Origin of the sequence: Saccharopolyspora kobensis, from assembly GCF_900108315.1 — a bacterium.
Lineage (GTDB): Bacteria > Actinomycetota > Actinomycetes > Mycobacteriales > Pseudonocardiaceae > Saccharopolyspora > Saccharopolyspora kobensis.
Window position 1 is genome coordinate 38,000 of record NZ_FNVB01000020.1, and the last position, 16,973, is coordinate 54,972.

The 16,973-nt window shown below is 70.2% G+C and carries 12 protein-coding genes and 1 rRNA gene; 10 read left to right on the top strand and 3 right to left on the bottom strand.

The genetic code is table 11. The features are described from left to right. The first annotated feature begins 23 nt into the window (after positions 1 to 23). Positions 24 to 1,571: an amino acid permease gene (locus tag C4T78_RS35500; protein ID WP_177247857.1), complete on the top strand. Its 1,548-nt coding sequence runs from the start codon at positions 24 to 26 to the stop codon at positions 1,569 to 1,571. A gap of 342 nt (positions 1,572 to 1,913) precedes the next feature. Here the strand turns inward: C4T78_RS35500 and C4T78_RS35505 are convergent, their stop codons facing one another. After that, positions 1,914 to 4,571, bottom strand: coding sequence for a hypothetical protein (locus tag C4T78_RS35505; protein WP_093358942.1), 2,658 nt, complete (start codon positions 4,569 to 4,571; stop codon positions 1,914 to 1,916). Positions 4,572 to 4,831: 260 nt separating this feature from the next. Further along, positions 4,832 to 5,305 carry an OsmC family protein gene (locus C4T78_RS35510; RefSeq protein ID WP_093358940.1) on the bottom strand — a complete coding sequence of 158 codons (474 nt, stop codon included), beginning with the start codon at positions 5,303 to 5,305 and terminating at the stop codon, positions 4,832 to 4,834. Between the two features lie 111 nt (positions 5,306 to 5,416). On the opposite strand from C4T78_RS35510, the gene C4T78_RS35515 reads away from it, so the two are divergent. From C4T78_RS35515 to secA, 7 genes are all read left to right on the top strand, one after another. After that, a complete protein-coding gene (locus C4T78_RS35515) occupies positions 5,417 to 6,061 on the top strand; it encodes a dTMP kinase (RefSeq protein WP_093160526.1) in 645 nt (214 codons plus the stop codon). A 172-nt stretch (positions 6,062 to 6,233) separates the two neighbouring features. Further along, positions 6,234 to 6,911 carry an MtrAB system response regulator MtrA gene (gene mtrA, locus C4T78_RS35520; protein WP_093160527.1) on the top strand — a complete coding sequence of 226 codons (678 nt, stop codon included), beginning with the start codon at positions 6,234 to 6,236 and terminating at the stop codon, positions 6,909 to 6,911. Between the two features lie 175 nt (positions 6,912 to 7,086). After that, positions 7,087 to 8,796 carry an MtrAB system histidine kinase MtrB gene (gene mtrB / locus C4T78_RS35525; RefSeq protein ID WP_235863918.1) on the top strand — a complete coding sequence of 570 codons (1,710 nt, stop codon included), beginning with the start codon at positions 7,087 to 7,089 and terminating at the stop codon, positions 8,794 to 8,796. After that, the gene (locus C4T78_RS35530) at positions 8,793 to 10,523 is read left to right on the top strand and encodes an LpqB family beta-propeller domain-containing protein (protein ID WP_235863917.1); all 1,731 of its coding nucleotides are present in this window, start codon (positions 8,793 to 8,795) and stop codon (positions 10,521 to 10,523) included. Before mtrB ends, C4T78_RS35530 begins: the two co-directional genes overlap by 4 nt. A 131-nt stretch (positions 10,524 to 10,654) precedes the next feature. Then, positions 10,655 to 11,341 (top strand): ComF family protein, encoded by a 687-nt coding sequence (locus C4T78_RS35535; protein ID WP_093358934.1) that lies wholly within the window; start codon positions 10,655 to 10,657, stop codon positions 11,339 to 11,341. A 405-nt stretch (positions 11,342 to 11,746) separates the two neighbouring features. Continuing rightward, positions 11,747 to 12,409: a ribosome hibernation-promoting factor, HPF/YfiA family gene (hpf, locus tag C4T78_RS35540; protein WP_093160532.1), complete on the top strand. Its 663-nt coding sequence runs from the start codon at positions 11,747 to 11,749 to the stop codon at positions 12,407 to 12,409. A 186-nt stretch (positions 12,410 to 12,595) separates the two neighbouring features. Continuing rightward, positions 12,596 to 15,457 (top strand): preprotein translocase subunit SecA, encoded by a 2,862-nt coding sequence (gene secA / locus C4T78_RS35545; RefSeq protein ID WP_093358932.1) that lies wholly within the window; start codon positions 12,596 to 12,598, stop codon positions 15,455 to 15,457. Here the strand turns inward: secA and C4T78_RS35550 are convergent, their stop codons facing one another. Then, complete coding sequence (locus tag C4T78_RS35550) at positions 15,458 to 15,826, bottom strand: Rv3235 family protein (RefSeq protein WP_093160536.1); 369 nt, start codon at positions 15,824 to 15,826, stop codon at positions 15,458 to 15,460. Positions 15,827 to 15,940: 114 nt separating this feature from the next. Between C4T78_RS35550 and C4T78_RS35555 the strand changes: the two genes are divergently transcribed. Next, positions 15,941 to 16,360 (top strand): HAD-IA family hydrolase, encoded by a 420-nt coding sequence (locus C4T78_RS35555; protein ID WP_093358993.1) that lies wholly within the window; start codon positions 15,941 to 15,943, stop codon positions 16,358 to 16,360. Positions 16,361 to 16,866: 506 nt separating this feature from the next. Further along, positions 16,867 to 16,973 (top strand): 16S ribosomal RNA (locus C4T78_RS35560); the annotation flags it as partial.

The window sequence follows — 16,973 nt, forward strand, 5'->3', positions numbered from 1 at the left end:
TTGGGATTACTGAGGAGGCGACAGTGCCAGGTACTGGGCTGTGGCGAACCAAGTCGGTCGAGCAATCGATCTTGGACACCGACGAGCCGGACACCAAGCTACGCAAGAACCTGGGCACCTGGGACCTGATCGTCTTCGGTGTGTCCGTGGTCATCGGTGCCGGCATCTTCACGCTCGCCGCGCGGACCGCCGGTGACATGACGGGCCCCTCGGTGTCCCTGGCGTTCGTGCTCGCCGCGATCGCCTGCGGGCTCGCGGCGCTCTGCTACGCCGAGTTCGCCTCCACGGTGCCGGTCGCGGGTAGTGCTTACACCTACTCCTACGCGACCTTCGGCGAGTTCATGGCCTGGATCATCGGCTGGGACCTGATCCTGGAGTTCGCCGTCGCCGCGGCGGCGGTGGCCAAGGGCTGGTCGATCTACCTGGAGCAGGTGTTCGGCCTGATCGGGGTGGAGCTACCGACCTCGTTCGAGTTCGTCGGCGGTCTGCAGTTCGACTGGGGCGCGGTGCTGCTGGTGGCCGTGCTGTGCACGCTGCTGGCGCTGGGCACCAAGCTCTCCGCCCGGGTCAGCCTGGTCATCACGCTGATCAAGGTCTTCGTGGTGCTGCTGGTCATCGTGGTCGGCGTGGCCTACATCAACGCGGACAACTACACGCCGTTCATCCCGCCGGCCACCGAGGCCTCGGCCAGCGACACGCCTGCCATCGAGCAGTCCCTGCTGTCGCTCATCCTCGGCGGTGAGACCAGCACCTTCGGCATCTTCGGCCTGCTGGCCGGTGCGTCGCTGGTGTTCTTCGCCTTCATCGGCTTCGACATCGTCGCGACCACCGCGGAGGAGACCCGCAACCCGCAGAAGAACGCGCCGCGCGGCATCCTCGGCAGCCTCGCGATCGTGACCGTGCTCTACGTGGCCGTCGCGCTGGTGGTCACCGGCATGGTGCCCTACACCGACCTGGCGACCGACGAGTCCGGCACCCGGTCGACGCTGGCCACGGCCTTCGCGCAGCACGGGATCAACTGGGCCGCCGCGATCATCGCGGTCGGCGCGCTGGTCGGTCTGACCACGGTGGTCATGGTCCTGCTGCTGGGCCAGACCCGCGTCCTGTTCGCCATGTCCCGCGACGGTCTGGTGCCGCGCGGCCTGGCCAAGACCGACCCGAAGCGCGGCACCCCCACCCGGGCCACCGTGCTGGTCGGCGTGGTCGTGCTGGTGGCCGCCGGCTTCTTCCCGGCGGACAAGCTCGAAGAGATGGTCAACGTCGGCACGCTGTTCGCGTTCGTGCTGGTCTCGCTGGGCGTCATCGTGCTCCGCCGGACCCGGCCCGACCTGCCGCGCGGCTTCCGCGCCCCGCTGGTGCCGCTGGTGCCGATCCTGGCGATCATCGCCTGCATCTGGCTGATGCTGAACCTGACCGCGCTGACCTGGGTCCGGTTCCTCATCTGGATGGCCGCCGGTGTGGTGATCTACTTCCTCTACGGCCGCAACCACTCGCGGCTGGGGCAGCGGATCAAGAACGGCGACATCGCCGCCGGTGGTGAAGTGCCCCGGAGCTCCGGCTCGGCCGAGTAGTCCCCGGTAGTCAGCAGTGCGGCGGCGTCGTCCCGATGGGGCGGCGCCGCCGCTTTTCGCGCGGGCCCCGGTGCGACCGAGCCGCCCAGCGCTGGCAATCGAACAGATGTTCACCTGTGCGAGTGATGAAATCCGCTGGTCGGCGCCGGATCATGGGATCCAAGGAACTCATCACGACTGAATCCGGGAAGCACCGGCGAACCACGGACCACCCAGCGCGTGCCGGTGCGCCAACACCTCATCGGTCCGCCGCGCGAAGAGGGCTGAGCGGACGTCCACCGTTGCACTCGGGCGCGTGCGGTGTCCCGGCGCGCGCCGGGCCGCGCCGCAGGTGCGGGCGGCTCAGCGCTGCTCGCCGGTGCCCAGCGCCAGCGCGCGCTCCCACGGGGCGCTGCGACCGCGGGGCTCGGTGATCTCGGGCAGCACCGACGGCTTGGGGCGGGTCTTCGCGTCCTTGGGCTCCGGTGCGGTCTCGGGCACGACCTCGTCGTCCTGAGCGGTCTCGGGCTCGAGCTCGGGCTCGTCGGCCGCGTGGGTCAGCTCATCGACGGAGTCGGTGAGGGATCCGCCGTCGCCGCCCTGCGCGGTCAGCTGCGAGGACTTCGGAGCGCTGGGCACGGCGGGGGCCTGCGCGGGCGTGGGCGTCTGCGGGCGCAACGGCAGGGTGGCGCCGCGGACCGGGGTCTCCAGGCCTGCTGCCATCGCGACCGCGCGGTCCCACTCGGGGTCGCCCGGGTAGTCGCTGTGCCCCAGCACGCCCGGCACCCAGCGGCGGCAGGCGAACGGCCCGCGCTGCGGGTCGGGCAGCCAGTGGTCGCCGCCGAGCACCAGCGCGCCGGTCGGGCCGCGGGTGGCGGCGGGCAGCGGGCCCTCGGTGCCGTCGGCGCGGAAACCGACGCCGATCAGCATGCCGTCGTAGACCTGCCGGTTCCAAGTGGTCACGGCTCCGCCGAGCGGGTCGGTGCCGCGGCACAGCGAGCGCCAGCGCCCACCGAGCGTCCCGGCGAGGTCGCGCAGCGAGGTGTGCGGCACCACGCCCGGGAAGGCGCGTGGGTACGCCCACTGCAGTTGCGAGCCCGCGGTGACCAGCCCGACGCGCTCGCGGTCGGCTTCGGGCAGCGAGTCGAGCAACCGGGCGGCCGCCACGGCGGCGAGCAGGCTGCCCTGGCTGTGCCCGACGAGCACGACGCGGGTGTTCGGGTCGGCCAGGTGCTCGGTGGCGCGATCGGCGAGCTCGGGGATGACCTTCAGGGCGTAGCAGGGCGGCACCACGGGGTGCGCTTCGCGCGGCCAGAAGAGCACGAGGTCGCAGAGCACGCCGAGGTAGCGGGCGGTGTCCTGCTTGCCCGCCGCGCGGAAGACCATCCGCAACAACCCGGCGGCCAGCGCTGCCAGCGAGGCGACACCGATCGCGACCAGCCAGCCGGTGTCCATCAGAGGAGGGAGGTCGATGGTCCGGACGATCACGGTCACCGCGGTGCTTATCGCCAGCACTCCGGCGGTCACCAGGAGGGCCACGTGGGAGTAGCGGCGCTGCAGAGCCGCCCACTTCCAGGCGTTCGCGGCGGCGCGCTGGTCCTCGGGGCGCCCGGCGTGCAGCAGCGCGATCTCGTCCGGGATGGAGCTGTCGTCGTCGGTGCGAGCGGTTCGCCACCGCTTCAGCAGCAGCAACGGGATGCCGATGACCGCGGCCAGCGCCAGGAGCACGGCGGTGGCGCCCCAGAAGACCGTGACGTCGTTGAACGCCTGCGGCAGCGCCGGTCCTGAAGATCCGGGGAGGTCGTCGACGACGAGCGTCTGGCGCACGGTGAACGCGAGCCCGGCTCCGAAGCCGGCGCCGAGCATGCACGCGAACATCAGCACGGGGGCCGACATCCACCCGCCGGCCCACGGCCGGAGCGGTGGCGGGCAGTTCTTCCAGGTGCTGCGGGCCAGCAGCGTGGCCGGGGTGAGCAGGACCGCGACGGCGACGCAGGTGATCACCAGGGCACTGGTGATCGCGTCGATCGTCGGGCCGGAGCCGGGCAGCGGACCGACGAGCGAACCGGGGATCAGCGCGACCGATCCGAGCAGCAGCGCGGCGGTGGTGATCAGCGCCCGGCGCGAGGTGCGGCTGAACAGCGTCCGCAGCACCTTCTCATTGCCGTCCGGGTACATCCGGGCGGGGTCGTCGAGGGCGATCGTGCCGATCACGCAGACGCCGATCAGCGCGGCGGCGAGGATCCACCGCGGATCCGCAGTGGTCAGGAACGGCCCGCCGAGCGCGAGCATGGCCACGGTGGACAGCGCGGCGATCACGTGCAGGGCGCGGAGTGCGGGGGTGTCCGGGTCGGACACGACGTTCGCGCCGGGCAGCATCGGGGCGCGCGCGGAGTGCTGCGGCTTGTCCGTCTTCGGTGCCGAGACCTGCCAGGACACAGTGGACAGACGATGCATGAGGAGGATGACCAGCGCGATCGGCAGCAACGCCACCGAGGAGCGCAGCACGTCGACGGAGCGGGCCGCGTCCGGCACGAACTCGAGGCAGGCCGCGCCGGGGCTCAGGCACTGCGCGGCCACCAGGTCGAGGCTGACCACGGTGAGCTGGGCGACGAACAGCATCGTCAGCAGCAGCGCGGAAAGCCGGAGCAGGGCGCGCAACGTCGTGGCGAGCGCTCGGCTGATCGGGTTGCCGCTGCGGACCGGCGGCAGCATCCAGTGCGCCATGTTCGCCAGCGCGAACGGGAACAGCAGCGCCCAGGTCGCCTTCGCCAGGCCACCGGAGGTCATGCCGCCCCAGACGTAGCCCTCGACGATCCGGGGCACCGAGCGGTCACCGGTCGACAGCACCGGACCCGGCACCGGACGGCGCAACCGGTCCGCCGGGCGCATGATCCGGCCAACGCCGTCGCCCGCGACGTCGACCGAAGCGACGGAGTCGGTCAGCTCGTCGCCGGTGGCGCCGAGGATTCCGTGCACCCGCAGCTCGACCACGCGGGTGTCGGGCCCGGGAATCTGCACTGGATCCTCCCGATTCGTCGTGATCATCGAGCACCGATGATCGATTCTCCACGGCAGGTCGACATCTGGCGAGCTCTGCGCCCATGATTCTGATCGCCCGGACCGCCCGCTGTCCCGGGATCGGCGGACTCCACCCGACCAGACGCATCCGCCGGCGACGAATCCCCGCGAACGCCGATCTCCGGTCGGCATGGCCGAACTCGCGGGGGCCGGCGCCCGGCGCCGGATCGCGGAAGCCCCGCGACCCGGCAACGCCAGGATCACCCGGCGGTGGTGATCTCCGGTTCGTGGCGGACCGGGAAGTTGACCGAGTTCGCGATGTAGCACTTGCGGTGGGCCTGCGCGTGCAGTTCGCGGGCCTTCGGCAGCATCGCCGCGTCGGCGACCACCACCTTCGGCCGGAGGACGACCTCGGTGAAGTGGCCGCCGGTCTCGGGCACCTCGACCATGGTCGCGCTGGTCTCGTCGCGGTAGTCGGTGACCACGACGCCGGAGCCGCTGCACAGCGCGAGGTACCAGAGCATGTGGCACTCGGACAGCGCCGCGACCAGGAAGTCCTCCGGGTTGGGCAGGCTCGGGTCGCCGCGGAACGCCGGGTCGGCCGAAGCGGTCAGCGGCGGTTTCCCGGCTATCTCCACCACGTGCTCGCGGCTGTACCCGCGGTAGGAGGTCGTGCCCTCGCCGGTGTTGCCGGTCCACGTCACCGTCAGCTGATACGTGTGCGTCTTCTGCATACAGTCGGTATACAACCTGTGGCACCCAGTGGCAACGCGGATTTCCGCTGGGCGGAGCGGGCCGGGGGAGGCCGTCGGGAGGGCTCGCGGCGTTCGACTACCGTCGATGCCGTGGGTCGACTGATCGTCATCGAAGGCTTGGACGGCGCGGGCAAGCGCACCTTCGCCAACGGCATCACCGCGGAGCTCACCGCCCGCGGCCGCTCCGTGGCGCGCGCCGCGTTCCCGCGCTACACCGACGACGTCCACGGCGAGCTCATCGGCGAGGCGCTGCGCGGCGGCCACGGCGACCTCGGCGACTCCGTCTACGGCATGGCCGTGCTCAACGCGCTCGACCGCCGCTCCGCGGCAGCCGCGCTCCGCGACGACCTCCGCACCCACGACGTCCTCCTGCTCGACCGCTACGTCGCCTCGAACGCCGCCTACGGCGCCGCCCGGCTCCACCAGGACAGCAGCGGCGACTTCGTCGCCTGGGTCCAGGAGCTGGAGACCGGGCGCTTCGCGCTGCCCAAGCCGGACCTGCAGATCCTGCTCCAGGTCCCGACGGAGGTGGCGGCCCAGCGGGCTGAGCACCGCGAGCGCACCGAGGCGGACCGCCAGCGCGACAACTTCGAATCCGACGCCGGGCTGCAGAAGCGCTGCGGCGAGGTCTACGCGCAACTGGCGGCGGCCGGGTGGTGGTCGCCGTGGCTCGTGGTGGACGGTTCCGCGCAGGTCGACTTCGCCGCGATCGTCGACGAGCACGTGCTGGCCTGAGCTGAGCGCCCGAGCCATCTCGCCGAGGTGTCCGTGAGCGGCCCAGATCACCCGGCTACTGCTCCATTCGGCGGTATGAGCTGGGCTTTTCCGGGTATCAACGGCCCGACCTGCGACGACGATCAGCGGGTGCATGCACGGCAGCCGGTGCAGAAGTGCAACCATGTTGGACATGAAGGCACGCGTGCTCGTGGTGGACGACGATCCGGCCCTGGCCGAAATGCTGACCATCGTGCTCCGGGGAGAGGGGTTCGAGACCGCCGTCGTCAGCGATGGCACCAAGGCGCTGCCTGCCCTGCGGGAGCTCAAGCCGGACCTGGTCCTGCTGGACCTGATGCTGCCCGGGATGAACGGCATCGACGTCTGCAAGGCCATCCGCACCGAGTCCGTCGTGCCGATCGTGATGCTGACGGCCAAGAGCGACACCGTGGACGTCGTGCTCGGCCTGGAGTCGGGCGCCGACGACTACGTGGTCAAGCCGTTCAAGCCGAAGGAGCTGGTGGCCCGGCTGCGCGCCCGGCTGCGCCGCACCGACGCCGAACCGGCCGAGGTGCTCACCATCGGCGACGTGACCATCGACGTGCCCGGCCACGAGGTGACCAGGGACGGCCAGCCGATCGCGCTGACCCCGCTGGAGTTCGACCTGCTGGTGGCGCTGGCCCGCAAGCCGCGCCAGGTCTTCACCCGCGAGGTCCTGCTGGAGCAGGTCTGGGGATACCGCCACGCGGCGGACACGCGCCTGGTCAACGTGCACGTCCAGCGCCTGCGCTCGAAGGTGGAGCGCGACCCGGAGCGCCCCGAGGTGGTGCTGACGGTTCGCGGCGTCGGTTACAAGGCCGGCCCTCCGTGATCGGCTGACCGGAACTGGAGCGCCTGCTCGCCGAGCGGGCGCTCTTCGCATGTCGAGGGCCGGTGCGGCCCGCGGACCGGCCCCCTGGCACAGTTTTCCAACCGGGTCGTAATCGTGGAGGGCGACGGTTGTCGTGAACGTGTGGACGCGTCGAAGCCGCTGGGTGCGGCGGCTGGTGAGTCGTGTCCAGGAGGAGCTCCGCGACCGCTGGCGCCGCTTCGAGGCCCTCTGGCGCCGCTCGATGCAGCTGCGCGTCGTGGTCAGCACGCTCGCGCTCTCGCTGGCCGTGGTGATCGTGCTGGGCATGGTGCTGCAGTGGCAGATCACCGCCCAGCTGCTGAGCTCCAAAGAGGACGCCGCGCTCACCCAGGTCGAGACCAGTCTGCCGATCCTGGAGCGCGAGCTCACCGCGGTGGACCCCAACTCCGACAGCATCGACGAGCAGCTGGCGGCCGCGCTGAACCGCCTGACCACGTCCTCCTCCGGCCAGTCCAAGGCGGAGACGGTGGCCGGCGCGTTCACCCCGGTGCTGGTCGACGGGCTGGCACCGGTCGAGCGCCACGACCAGCCCTCGGCGGGCCCGGTGGAGGACGTGCCGGAGGACCTGCGCCTGTTCGCCGAGCGCGGCCAGCTCGCCACCAAGATCCATACCGTGACGCGGGAGAGCGGCCCGATCACGATGCTGATCGTGGGCACCCCGGTGGGCAGCGCCACCCGGTCGCTGCAGCTGTACATGATGTTCCCCCTCAGCGCGGAGCAGGACACCCTCCAGGTCGTGCAGCAGACCCTGCTGATCAGCGGTGCCGTGCTGCTGGTCCTGCTCGGGTTGATCACGAACCTGGTGACCAGGCAGATCGTGCGCCCGGTGCGGCAGGCCGCGCAGATCGCCGAGCAGCTCTCCGAGGGCGACCTGGACAAGCGCATGCGGGTGATCGGCGAGGACGACGTCGCCCGCTTGGCCGAGTCGTTCAACGAGATGGCCGACAGCCTCAAGCAGCAGATCACGCAGCTGGAGGAGTTCGGCCAGCTGCAGCGCCGCTTCACCTCCGACGTCTCGCACGAGCTGCGCACCCCGCTGACGACGGTGCGGATGGCCGCCGACGTGCTGCACGCCTCCCGCGAGCAGTTCCCGCCCGGCCTGTCCCGCTCCACCGAGCTGCTGGTCGACGAGCTGGACCGCTTCGAGCTGCTGCTGGCCGACCTGCTGGAGATCTCCCGGCTGGACGCCGGGGTCGCCGACCTGTCCGCCGAGCAGGTCGACCTCGTCGAACTGGTGGAGCGCTCGGTGGAGGCGCTGCGCCCGATCGCCGACGAGGGCGGCGTCGAGCTGCGCGTGATCGTGCCCGCCTGCGGAGCCGCCGAGCTGGACATCGTCGCCGACGCCCGCCGCGTCGAGCGGATCATGCGGAACCTGGTGGCCAACGCGATCGACCACGCCGAGGGCGGGCCGGTCGAGATCCGCTTCGGCAGCAACGAGCAGGCGGTCGCGGTGACCGTCCGGGACTACGGCGTCGGCCTGCGCTCCGGGGAGGCCGAGCTGGTGTTCACCAGGTTCTGGCGCGCCGACCCGTCCCGGAACCGGCGCACCGGCGGCACCGGGCTGGGGCTGTCGATCAGCCAGGAGGACGCCCGGTTGCACGGCGGGGCCTTGGACGCCTGGGGCGAGCCGGGCGAAGGTTCGTGCTTCCGCGTCACCCTTCCCCGCCATCCGGGCGGGGAGTTCGACAGCAACCCGCTGCCGTTGCCCGGCACGCGCCGCATCGCCGCGCCGGAAGCACTGCTGGCCGCGTCGGTGGAGCGGCCGCAGGACGGCGAAGCCGGTGAGGGCGAGATCCAGGATCGCGGTCCCGCGCGGCTGTCCGAGAACACCTGGGAGGACGAATGATGGTCGGCCGCGCCACCCGCTGGCTGGCGGTGCTCTCGGTGCTGCTGGTCCCGCTGACGGCGTGCGCGTCGATCCCCGAGGAGTCGGACCCGGTCGCGGTGCGGGAGGCCGACGAGCGCAACACCACGACGGAGGTGACCCCGCCGCCGGACAACCTCGACCCGCTGGGCCTGGTCCGCCGGTTCGTGGACTCCGCGTCCCCGGCCAGCAACCACGAGGCGGCCCGGATGCACCTCGACGACCTGCAGGCCAAGCAGTGGTCGCCCGGCCCCGACCTGCTGATCGTGGACAACGTCGACACCATCCCGGCGCCGCCCCCGCCGGAACCGCTGCCCGAGGGCGTGCAGCTGGTGACCGTGCAGGCCGACCGGGTCGGCAGGCTGCTGAAGGACTCCTCCTTCGTGCCCGACGTCGGCGAGTACGAGACCACCGTGCGGGTCGAGCTCCAGCCCGACGGGAAGTGGCGGATCGCCTCACCGCCCGCCGAGATGGTGGTGAGCCGGGACGCCTTCAGCAGCGTCTACCGCTCGGTGCCGATCTACTTCCTCGACCACGACTCGACCGGCGTGGTGCCGGATCTGCGCTACGTGGCCTCGCAGCCGGCCAGCACGCTGCCGCGCCGGGTCATCGACCTGCTGACCGCCGGCCCGTCGGAGCGGATGCAGTCGGCGCTGCGCACCGCCATCCCGCCCGGGGTGCACCCGCGCACCAACACCAGCGAGGCCACCGGCGACGGGGCGCTGGAGGTCAACCTCAGCAAGCTCGGCGAGGTCTCCGACGAGAAGCGGTGGCTGATCGCCGCGCAGGTCGTGTTCACCCTGCAGAAGGTCAGCAACGCGCGGGTGCGGTTGCAGGAGGAGGGCTTGCCGCTGCTGGCCACCGAGCAGGACCTGTGGCCGACCGACCTCACCCGCTACGAGATCGACAACATGCCGCGCCAGGACCTGGGCGGCCTGGCCGTGATCGACGAGCGGATCAAGCGGCTGGACAGCCGCGCCGACCCGATCCCCGGGCCGGCCGGATCCGGCGAGTACCAGGTGCTCCGGGCCGGGCAGTCGCCGGACGGGCGCAAGATCGCCGCGGTGACCCGCCGTTCCCCGGACGAGGTGGTGCTGCGGGTCGGGCCCTACGGCGAGTCGCTCCACGAGCTGGGTGCGCTGGGCAGCTTCATGAGCAAGCCGACCTGGCGCGGCGACGACGAGGTGTGGACCGTGATCGGCGGGCGCGACGTGATCCGGGCGCGCAGCGGCGAAACCGGCTGGACCGTGCAGCGGGTCGACTCCGCGCAGTTCACCGGCGGGCGGCAGATCACCGACCTGCGGCTCTCGCGCGACGGCACCAGGGCCGCGGCGGTGATCGACGGCAAGCTCGTGGTCAGCGCGGTGGCCGACCGGGACGGCTCGGTCGTGCTGGAGCGCCCGACCACCCTGCCCAGCCCGCAGGGCGCGCAGATCCTGGGCCTGGAGTGGCGGGACAAGGAGTCCCTGGCGGTGATCACCGACAGCAACGGCTTCCCGGTCTACGACGTGTCGGTGGACGGTTTCCGCTGGCGGGCCTACACCTCGGCCAACCTCGGGCAGCCGATGAAGATGATCACCGTCGGGCCGGGCCCCACGGTGATCGTCGCCGATCGCAGCAGCATCTGGTCATCACCGGAGCCGGGCGACGTGTGGTCCCTGCTGGAACCCCGCATCGGAAGCAGTTCGCTGCCCTTCTTCCCGGGCTGACCGGGCATCCGCGTCGGCGACCAGCAGTCACTGGCATCGATCGGACTCGTGACAGTCGATCGGGTGAGGGAGTGGTCGCCGCCCGACATTCGCCGGTGAGTCGTCCGACCGGTTCGGGCCATGATCGCCCGATGTGCGCTTCCTGGCTCCGAGACGGCGTTTCCGGCCTGGTCGACCTGCTGCTGCCGCTGCACTGCGCGGGCTGCGGCGCGGCGGCCACGGCGTGGTGCCCGGCGTGCTCCCGCGAACTCGGCGGCCTCCACCGCGTCGAACGCCCGCTGCTGCCACCCGAACCACCGGCGTACGCGCTCGGCCGCTACCGCGGCGCCGCCCGCCGCGCGGTGCTCGCCTACAAGGAATCCGGGCAGCGCCACCTCGCCGACCCGCTGGCCCGGCACCTGACCACCGGCCTGCGCGCGATCACCGCGCAGCACCGGCTCGACCACCGCTGGTGGCTGGTGCCCGCGCCGTCGCGAGCCATCGCGGCCCGCCGCCGCGGCGGTGCGCACATGTGCCGCATCGCGCACCGGATGGCCACCCGGCTGACCGCGGCGGGCTGGCCGACCGAGGTGGCCGACTGCCTGGTGACCGCCCGCGCGGCAGCGGACTCGGCCGGTCTCGATGCGGCTGAACGGGTGCGCAACCTGTCTGGGCGAGTGCTCCTCCAGAACGGTCGACTTCCCCCGCGAGGCGCCCAGCTGGTCCTGATCGACGACGTCATCACCACCGCGGCCACCGCGACGGCCTGCCTGGAGGCCCTCGGAACCGCAGGTCGCGCGTTCGCGGCGGTGCTCGCGCTGACCACGACGGCCGGTTGAGTGGAACGGGTGAACCACCATTGTCCGAACGGCCGCGGGAACTTCTCCCGCCGGGTGTTCGTTTTCCGTTTGTGAGCAGGCATAATCCGCCCCCACCACGGTCTCGCGCGGCGCAGTCGCGGCGAGCGGCCGAACGGGTGAAAATTCAGGGTGGAAGGTCCCTGCGAGCACCGTCCGCGCACGCGTCGAGCGTGCTTCGAACGGTCGTACCAATCACGCTCGGTGGCCGCTTGACTTCGCCCGACCCGGGGGGTGTCACAAATCGGTAAACCGAGCTAACGTGCCACTCAATCCAGCCAACCCCTGGCGGAGGGAAGGAGCGAAATCCCATGTCCCTGGCGCCGGAAGCGAGCTGATCGCGCTGCCTGGCGCCACGCACCTCTCCTACGGAATCGGAGGTCGTGAATGGATATCGTCGTCAAGGGTCGAAACGTCGCGGTACCCGAGCACTACCGGGACCACGTCAACGCCAAGTTGACCCGACTTGAGCGGTACAACAGGAAGGCAATCCGGGCGGACGTGGAGCTCTTCCACGAGCGCAACCCCCGTCAGGCCAAGAACTGCCAGCGAGTCGAGATCACCCTGGTGGGCAAGGGCACACCGGTTCGCGCCGAGGCCTGCGCCGGCGACTTCTACGCCGCGCTCGATGCCGCAACGACCAAGCTGGAGAGCCGACTCCGGCGCATGCACGACCGTAGAAAGGTGCACTACGGACAGCACAACCCGACTTCCGTGGCAGAGGCGACCGCAGCGATGGCGGACCGGCCCGTGGTGATGGGTGCCGCAGCGGCCGAGGGCCGCACCACGCTGCTCGAAGCGCCCCAGGAAGCATCCGAGTACGAAGTGCCCGGACAGCGCGTGGCCGAGAACGGGTACGAACCCGGGCGCATCGCCCGGGAGAAGGAGCACTCGGCCAAACCCATGACGGTCGACCAGGCCCTTTACCAGATGGAGCTGGTCGGGCACGACTTCTACCTCTTCTCCGACGCCGACAGCGGTAGGCCGAGCGTGGTCTACCGGAGGAAGGGATTCGACTACGGAGTGATCAGATTGGCGGACGCCCTGTAGGGCGAGTCTGCGCCAACGCCGACCCGAACGGCTGTCCCCCGCGTACCGTGGTCCGCGGGGGACAGCTGCGTGTGAGGGGCCGCCATCCGACAGCACCGGATGACCGGTTCTCGCCACCAGCTCTAATACGATGGCCACAAAGCGTCCGTGACGGACGCGTCACGATCAGCTAGTGAGGTCGACCGGATGGTCCTGTCCCGACTGCTCCGCGCCGGCGAGGGCAAGATGCTCAAGCGCCTGCGCGGCATCGCAGCGCACATCAATGAGCTCGAAGGAGACGTCGCCGCTCTGTCCGACGCCGAGCTGCGGGGCAAGACCGACGAGTTCAAACGCCGCCACGCCGACGGGGAATCGCTCGACGAGCTGCTGCCGGAGGCCTTCGCGGTAGCCCGCGAAGGGGCCAAGCGCACGCTCGGCCAACGCCACTACGACGTGCAGCTGATGGGCGGTGCGTCGCTGCACCTGGGCAACATCTCCGAGATGAAGACCGGTGAGGGCAAGACCCTCACCTGCGTGCTGCCCGCCTACCTCAACGCGATCACCGGCAAGGGCGTGCACGTCGTCACGGTCAACGACTACCTGGCCCGCCGAGACGCCGAGTGGATGGGCCGCGTGCACCGCTTCCTCGGCCTGGAAGTCGGCGCGATCCTCTCCGAGATGACCCCGGAGCAGCGGCGCAAGGCCTACGCGGCGGACGTCACCTACGGCACGAACAACGAGTTCGGCTTCGACTACCTGCGCGACAACATGGCCTGGAGCCTCGCCGACTGCGTGCAGCGCGGGCACAACTTCGCCATCGTCGACGAGGTCGACTCCATCCTGATCGACGAGGCCCGGACCCCGCTGATCATCTCCGGCCCCGCGGACCAGTCCTCCCGCTGGTACCAGGAGTTCGCCCGGCTCGCCCCGATGCTCGAGCGCGACAAGCACTACGAGGTCGACGAGCGCAAGCGCACCGTCGGCGTCACCGAGGACGGCGTCTCGATCATCGAGGACCAGCTCGGCATCGAGAACCTCTACGAGGCCGCGAACACCCCGCTGGTCGGCTACCTGAACAACGCGCTCAAGGCCAAGGAGCTCTACCACCGCGACAAGGAGTACATCGTCCGCGACGGCGAGGTGCTGATCGTCGACGAGTTCACCGGCCGGATCCTGGCCGGGCGCCGCTTCAACGAGGGCATGCACCAGGCGATCGAGGCCAAGGAAGGCGTCGAGATCAAGGCCGAGAACCAGACGCTGGCCACGATCACGCTGCAGAACTACTTCCGCCTCTACGACAAGCTCGGCGGCATGACCGGTACCGCCGAGACCGAGGCGGCCGAGTTCCACACCACCTACAAGCTCGGCGTGGTGCCGATCCCGACCAACGAGCCGCTGGCCCGCATCGACCAGCCGGACCTGGTCTACAAGACCGAGCCCGCCAAGTTCGAGGCGGTCGCCGAGGACATCGAGGAACGCCACCGGGCCGGGCAGCCGGTGCTGGTCGGCACCACCAGCGTCGAGCGCTCCGAGTACCTGTCGAAGCTGCTGACCCAGCGGGGCATCCCGCACAGCGTGCTCAACGCGAAGAACCACTCGCGCGAGGCCGCGATCATCGCGGAGGCCGGCCGCAAGGGCGCCGTCACCGTCGCCACCAACATGGCCGGTCGCGGTACCGACATCGTGCTGGGCGGCAACGTCGACCACCTCTCCGACGCCGAACTCCGCTCCCGCGGCCTGGACCCGGTGGAGAACCGCGAGGAGTACGAGGCCGAGTGGCCCGCGGTGGTGAAGAAGATCAAGGCGCAGGCCGAGGCCGAAGCCGAGGAGGTCCGCGCCAGCGGCGGTCTCTACGTGCTCGGCACCGAGCGCCACGAGTCCCGGCGCATCGACAACCAGCTGCGCGGTCGTTCCGGCCGCCAGGGCGACCCCGGCGAGTCCCGGTTCTACCTGTCGCTGGGCGACGAGCTGATGCGGCGGTTCAACGCGGCCATGGTCGAGACGGTGATGACCCGCCTCAAGGTGCCCGACGACGTGCCGATCGAGCACAAGATGGTCAGCCGCGCGATCCGCAGCGCGCAGACCCAGGTCGAGCAGCAGAACATGGAGATCCGCAAGAACGTCCTCAAGTACGACGAGGTCATGAACCAGCAGCGGACCGTCATCTACGACGAGCGGCGCCGGGTGCTGGCCGGTGAGGACCTGCAGGAGCAGGTGAACCACATGCTCACCGACGTGGTCACCGCCTACGTCGACGCGGAGACCGCCGACGGCTACTCCGAGGACTGGGACTTCGAGAAGCTCTGGACCGCGCTGAAGACGCTCTACCCGGTGGGCATCAGCTGGGAGGAGCTCGTCGATTCCGACGAGGACCTCACCAGGGAACGGCTGCTGGAGATCGTCCTGGAGGACGCGCGCGCCGCCTACGCCAAGCGCGAGGCCGAGGTCGACGGGAAGGTCGGCGCCGGTGCGATGCGCGAGCTGGAGCGCCGGGTGGTGCTCAGCGTCCTGGACCGCAAGTGGCGCGAGCACCTCTACGAGATGGACTACCTCAAGGAGGGCATCGGGCTGCGCGCGATGGCGCAGCGCGACCCGCTGATCGAGTACCGCCGCGAGGGCTTCGACATGTTCGGGGCGATGCTGGAGGCGCTCAAGGAGGAGTCCGTCGGATTCCTGTTCAACGTCCAGGTCGAGGCGGCGGAACCGCAGCCCGCGCCGGAGCAGCCCGCCGTCCCGGTGTCGGTGAGCCAGGTCGGCAGCGGAACCCCCGACGTCCAGCAGACCCCGCCGCCCGCGCCGCAGCCGAAGCGGGCCCGGCCGGCGTCCGCGGGACCGGCGCTGAGCCAGCTCGGCGGTGCGCCGGCGCCTGGCGGCAACGTCCCCAGCGCTCTTCGCGGCAAGGGCCTCGGCAGCCCGGAGCAGCAGCGGCTGAACTACTCCGGGCCGAACGAGACCGGCGGTGTCGAGACCAGCAGCGATGACGCGCAGGGCCCGGAGGCCCGCGGCGGCACCCGTCGCGAGCGGCGGGCGGCTCAGCGCGCCGAGTCGAAGAAGAACCGGCGGCGCTGATCAGACCGGGGACAGGCGAGTGCACACCCAGCGCTCGCCGTCCCGCTCGACGCGCAGCACCAAGGCCCGGACCCGGTCGTGCGTTCCGACGACCATGCACGCCTCCACCGCGAACTCGGTGATCGGGCAGGCGTGCACGGAACGCACCCGGTGCTCCGGGCCTTGTGCTGCGTGCAGCCGGGTGGTCAGCAGCAGCGCGGCCACCCGCGCGGAAACGTGCTCGCCGATCTCGTGCACGGTCCGCCTGCCGGAGAGCACGTCGAACACGTGCCCGCCGACGTGCGTCGCGATGGCGACGGCGCTGCGCCCACCGGGATCATCGGTGGTGAGCGCGGCGATCGGTGCGTCGAGCGTGAGAACTGCGGTCATGGCGCCTCCGGGGCCGAAGTTGGAAGAACTCCTCGCAGTACTGAGGAAGTTGCCCCCGGAATCAGGTCACTTTTCGCCGCAGACCGCCTGATCGGGTGGGTTACCGTGCTGCCCGTGGAACTCAGGGGATTGCTGCTGGACTACGCCGGGGTGCTGGACGATCCGGGCCGTGCGGGCGCACTGCCGTTGCTCGAAGTCGCGCACCACGCGCGTCGGAGCGGGATCAGCACCGCGGTGGTGTCCAACGCCAGCGGATTGCCGGATCCCCGAATCGCCGACCTCTTCGACGCCGTCGTGCTCTCCGGTGCGGTGGCCGTCGCGAAACCGAGTCGCGAGATCTACTTGTTGACCGCGCACCGGCTGGGGCTGGAACCGCGGCAGTGCGTGTTCGTCGACGACCTCCAGCAGAACGTGGCCGGCGCGGTGCACGCGGGAATGGTCGGAGTGCACCATCGGGGCGTCGATTCGACGATCGCCGAGCTGACCGTCCTCTTCGACCTCCAATTGCCCCCTGACCTGGTGGTTCGCGGTTAAAGGGGGGTGCCGTCCAGGGGGTGTTCCGGGGTGTGTAGAGTTATCCAGGTCAGCGCGACACGGGCCGGGAAAACCGGAACGGGCCTGGCACGGGGTCACGAACCAAGCTCCCACGAACGAGTGGTAGAGTGGGTGAGCCCGAAACGGCAAGACTTTGAAAATGCGAAACGCTTGCACGTGTTGAAAACTACAGACCGCTTCGAATCCGGTAGATAACGAATTGGATGCGGGGAAACGAGAGTGACCCCCCCGATTTGACTCCGGAAAACGGGATGGTCTAGAGTGGTAAACACGAAAGCGAACAGAGGAAATGCTCCCCGGAGCTTGGCGGCCTGATTCGGGTCGTGGGTGATGGTGTGGGTGTGTTCTTTGAGAACTCAACAGCGGACTGTTTTGGTTAGTGTTCTTTTATGCCCCCGACCAAACGTTTGTTTTGGTTGGTGGTTTCTTTGAGTATGACGCTCGCCTTTGATGGTTTGAGTGTCTGCTGGGATTGTTCAACAGCATTGTTGGAGAGTTTGATCCTGGCTCAGGACGAACGCTGGCGGCGTGCTTAACACATGCAAGTCGAACGCTGAAGCACTTTCGGGTGTGGATGAGTGGCGAACGGGTG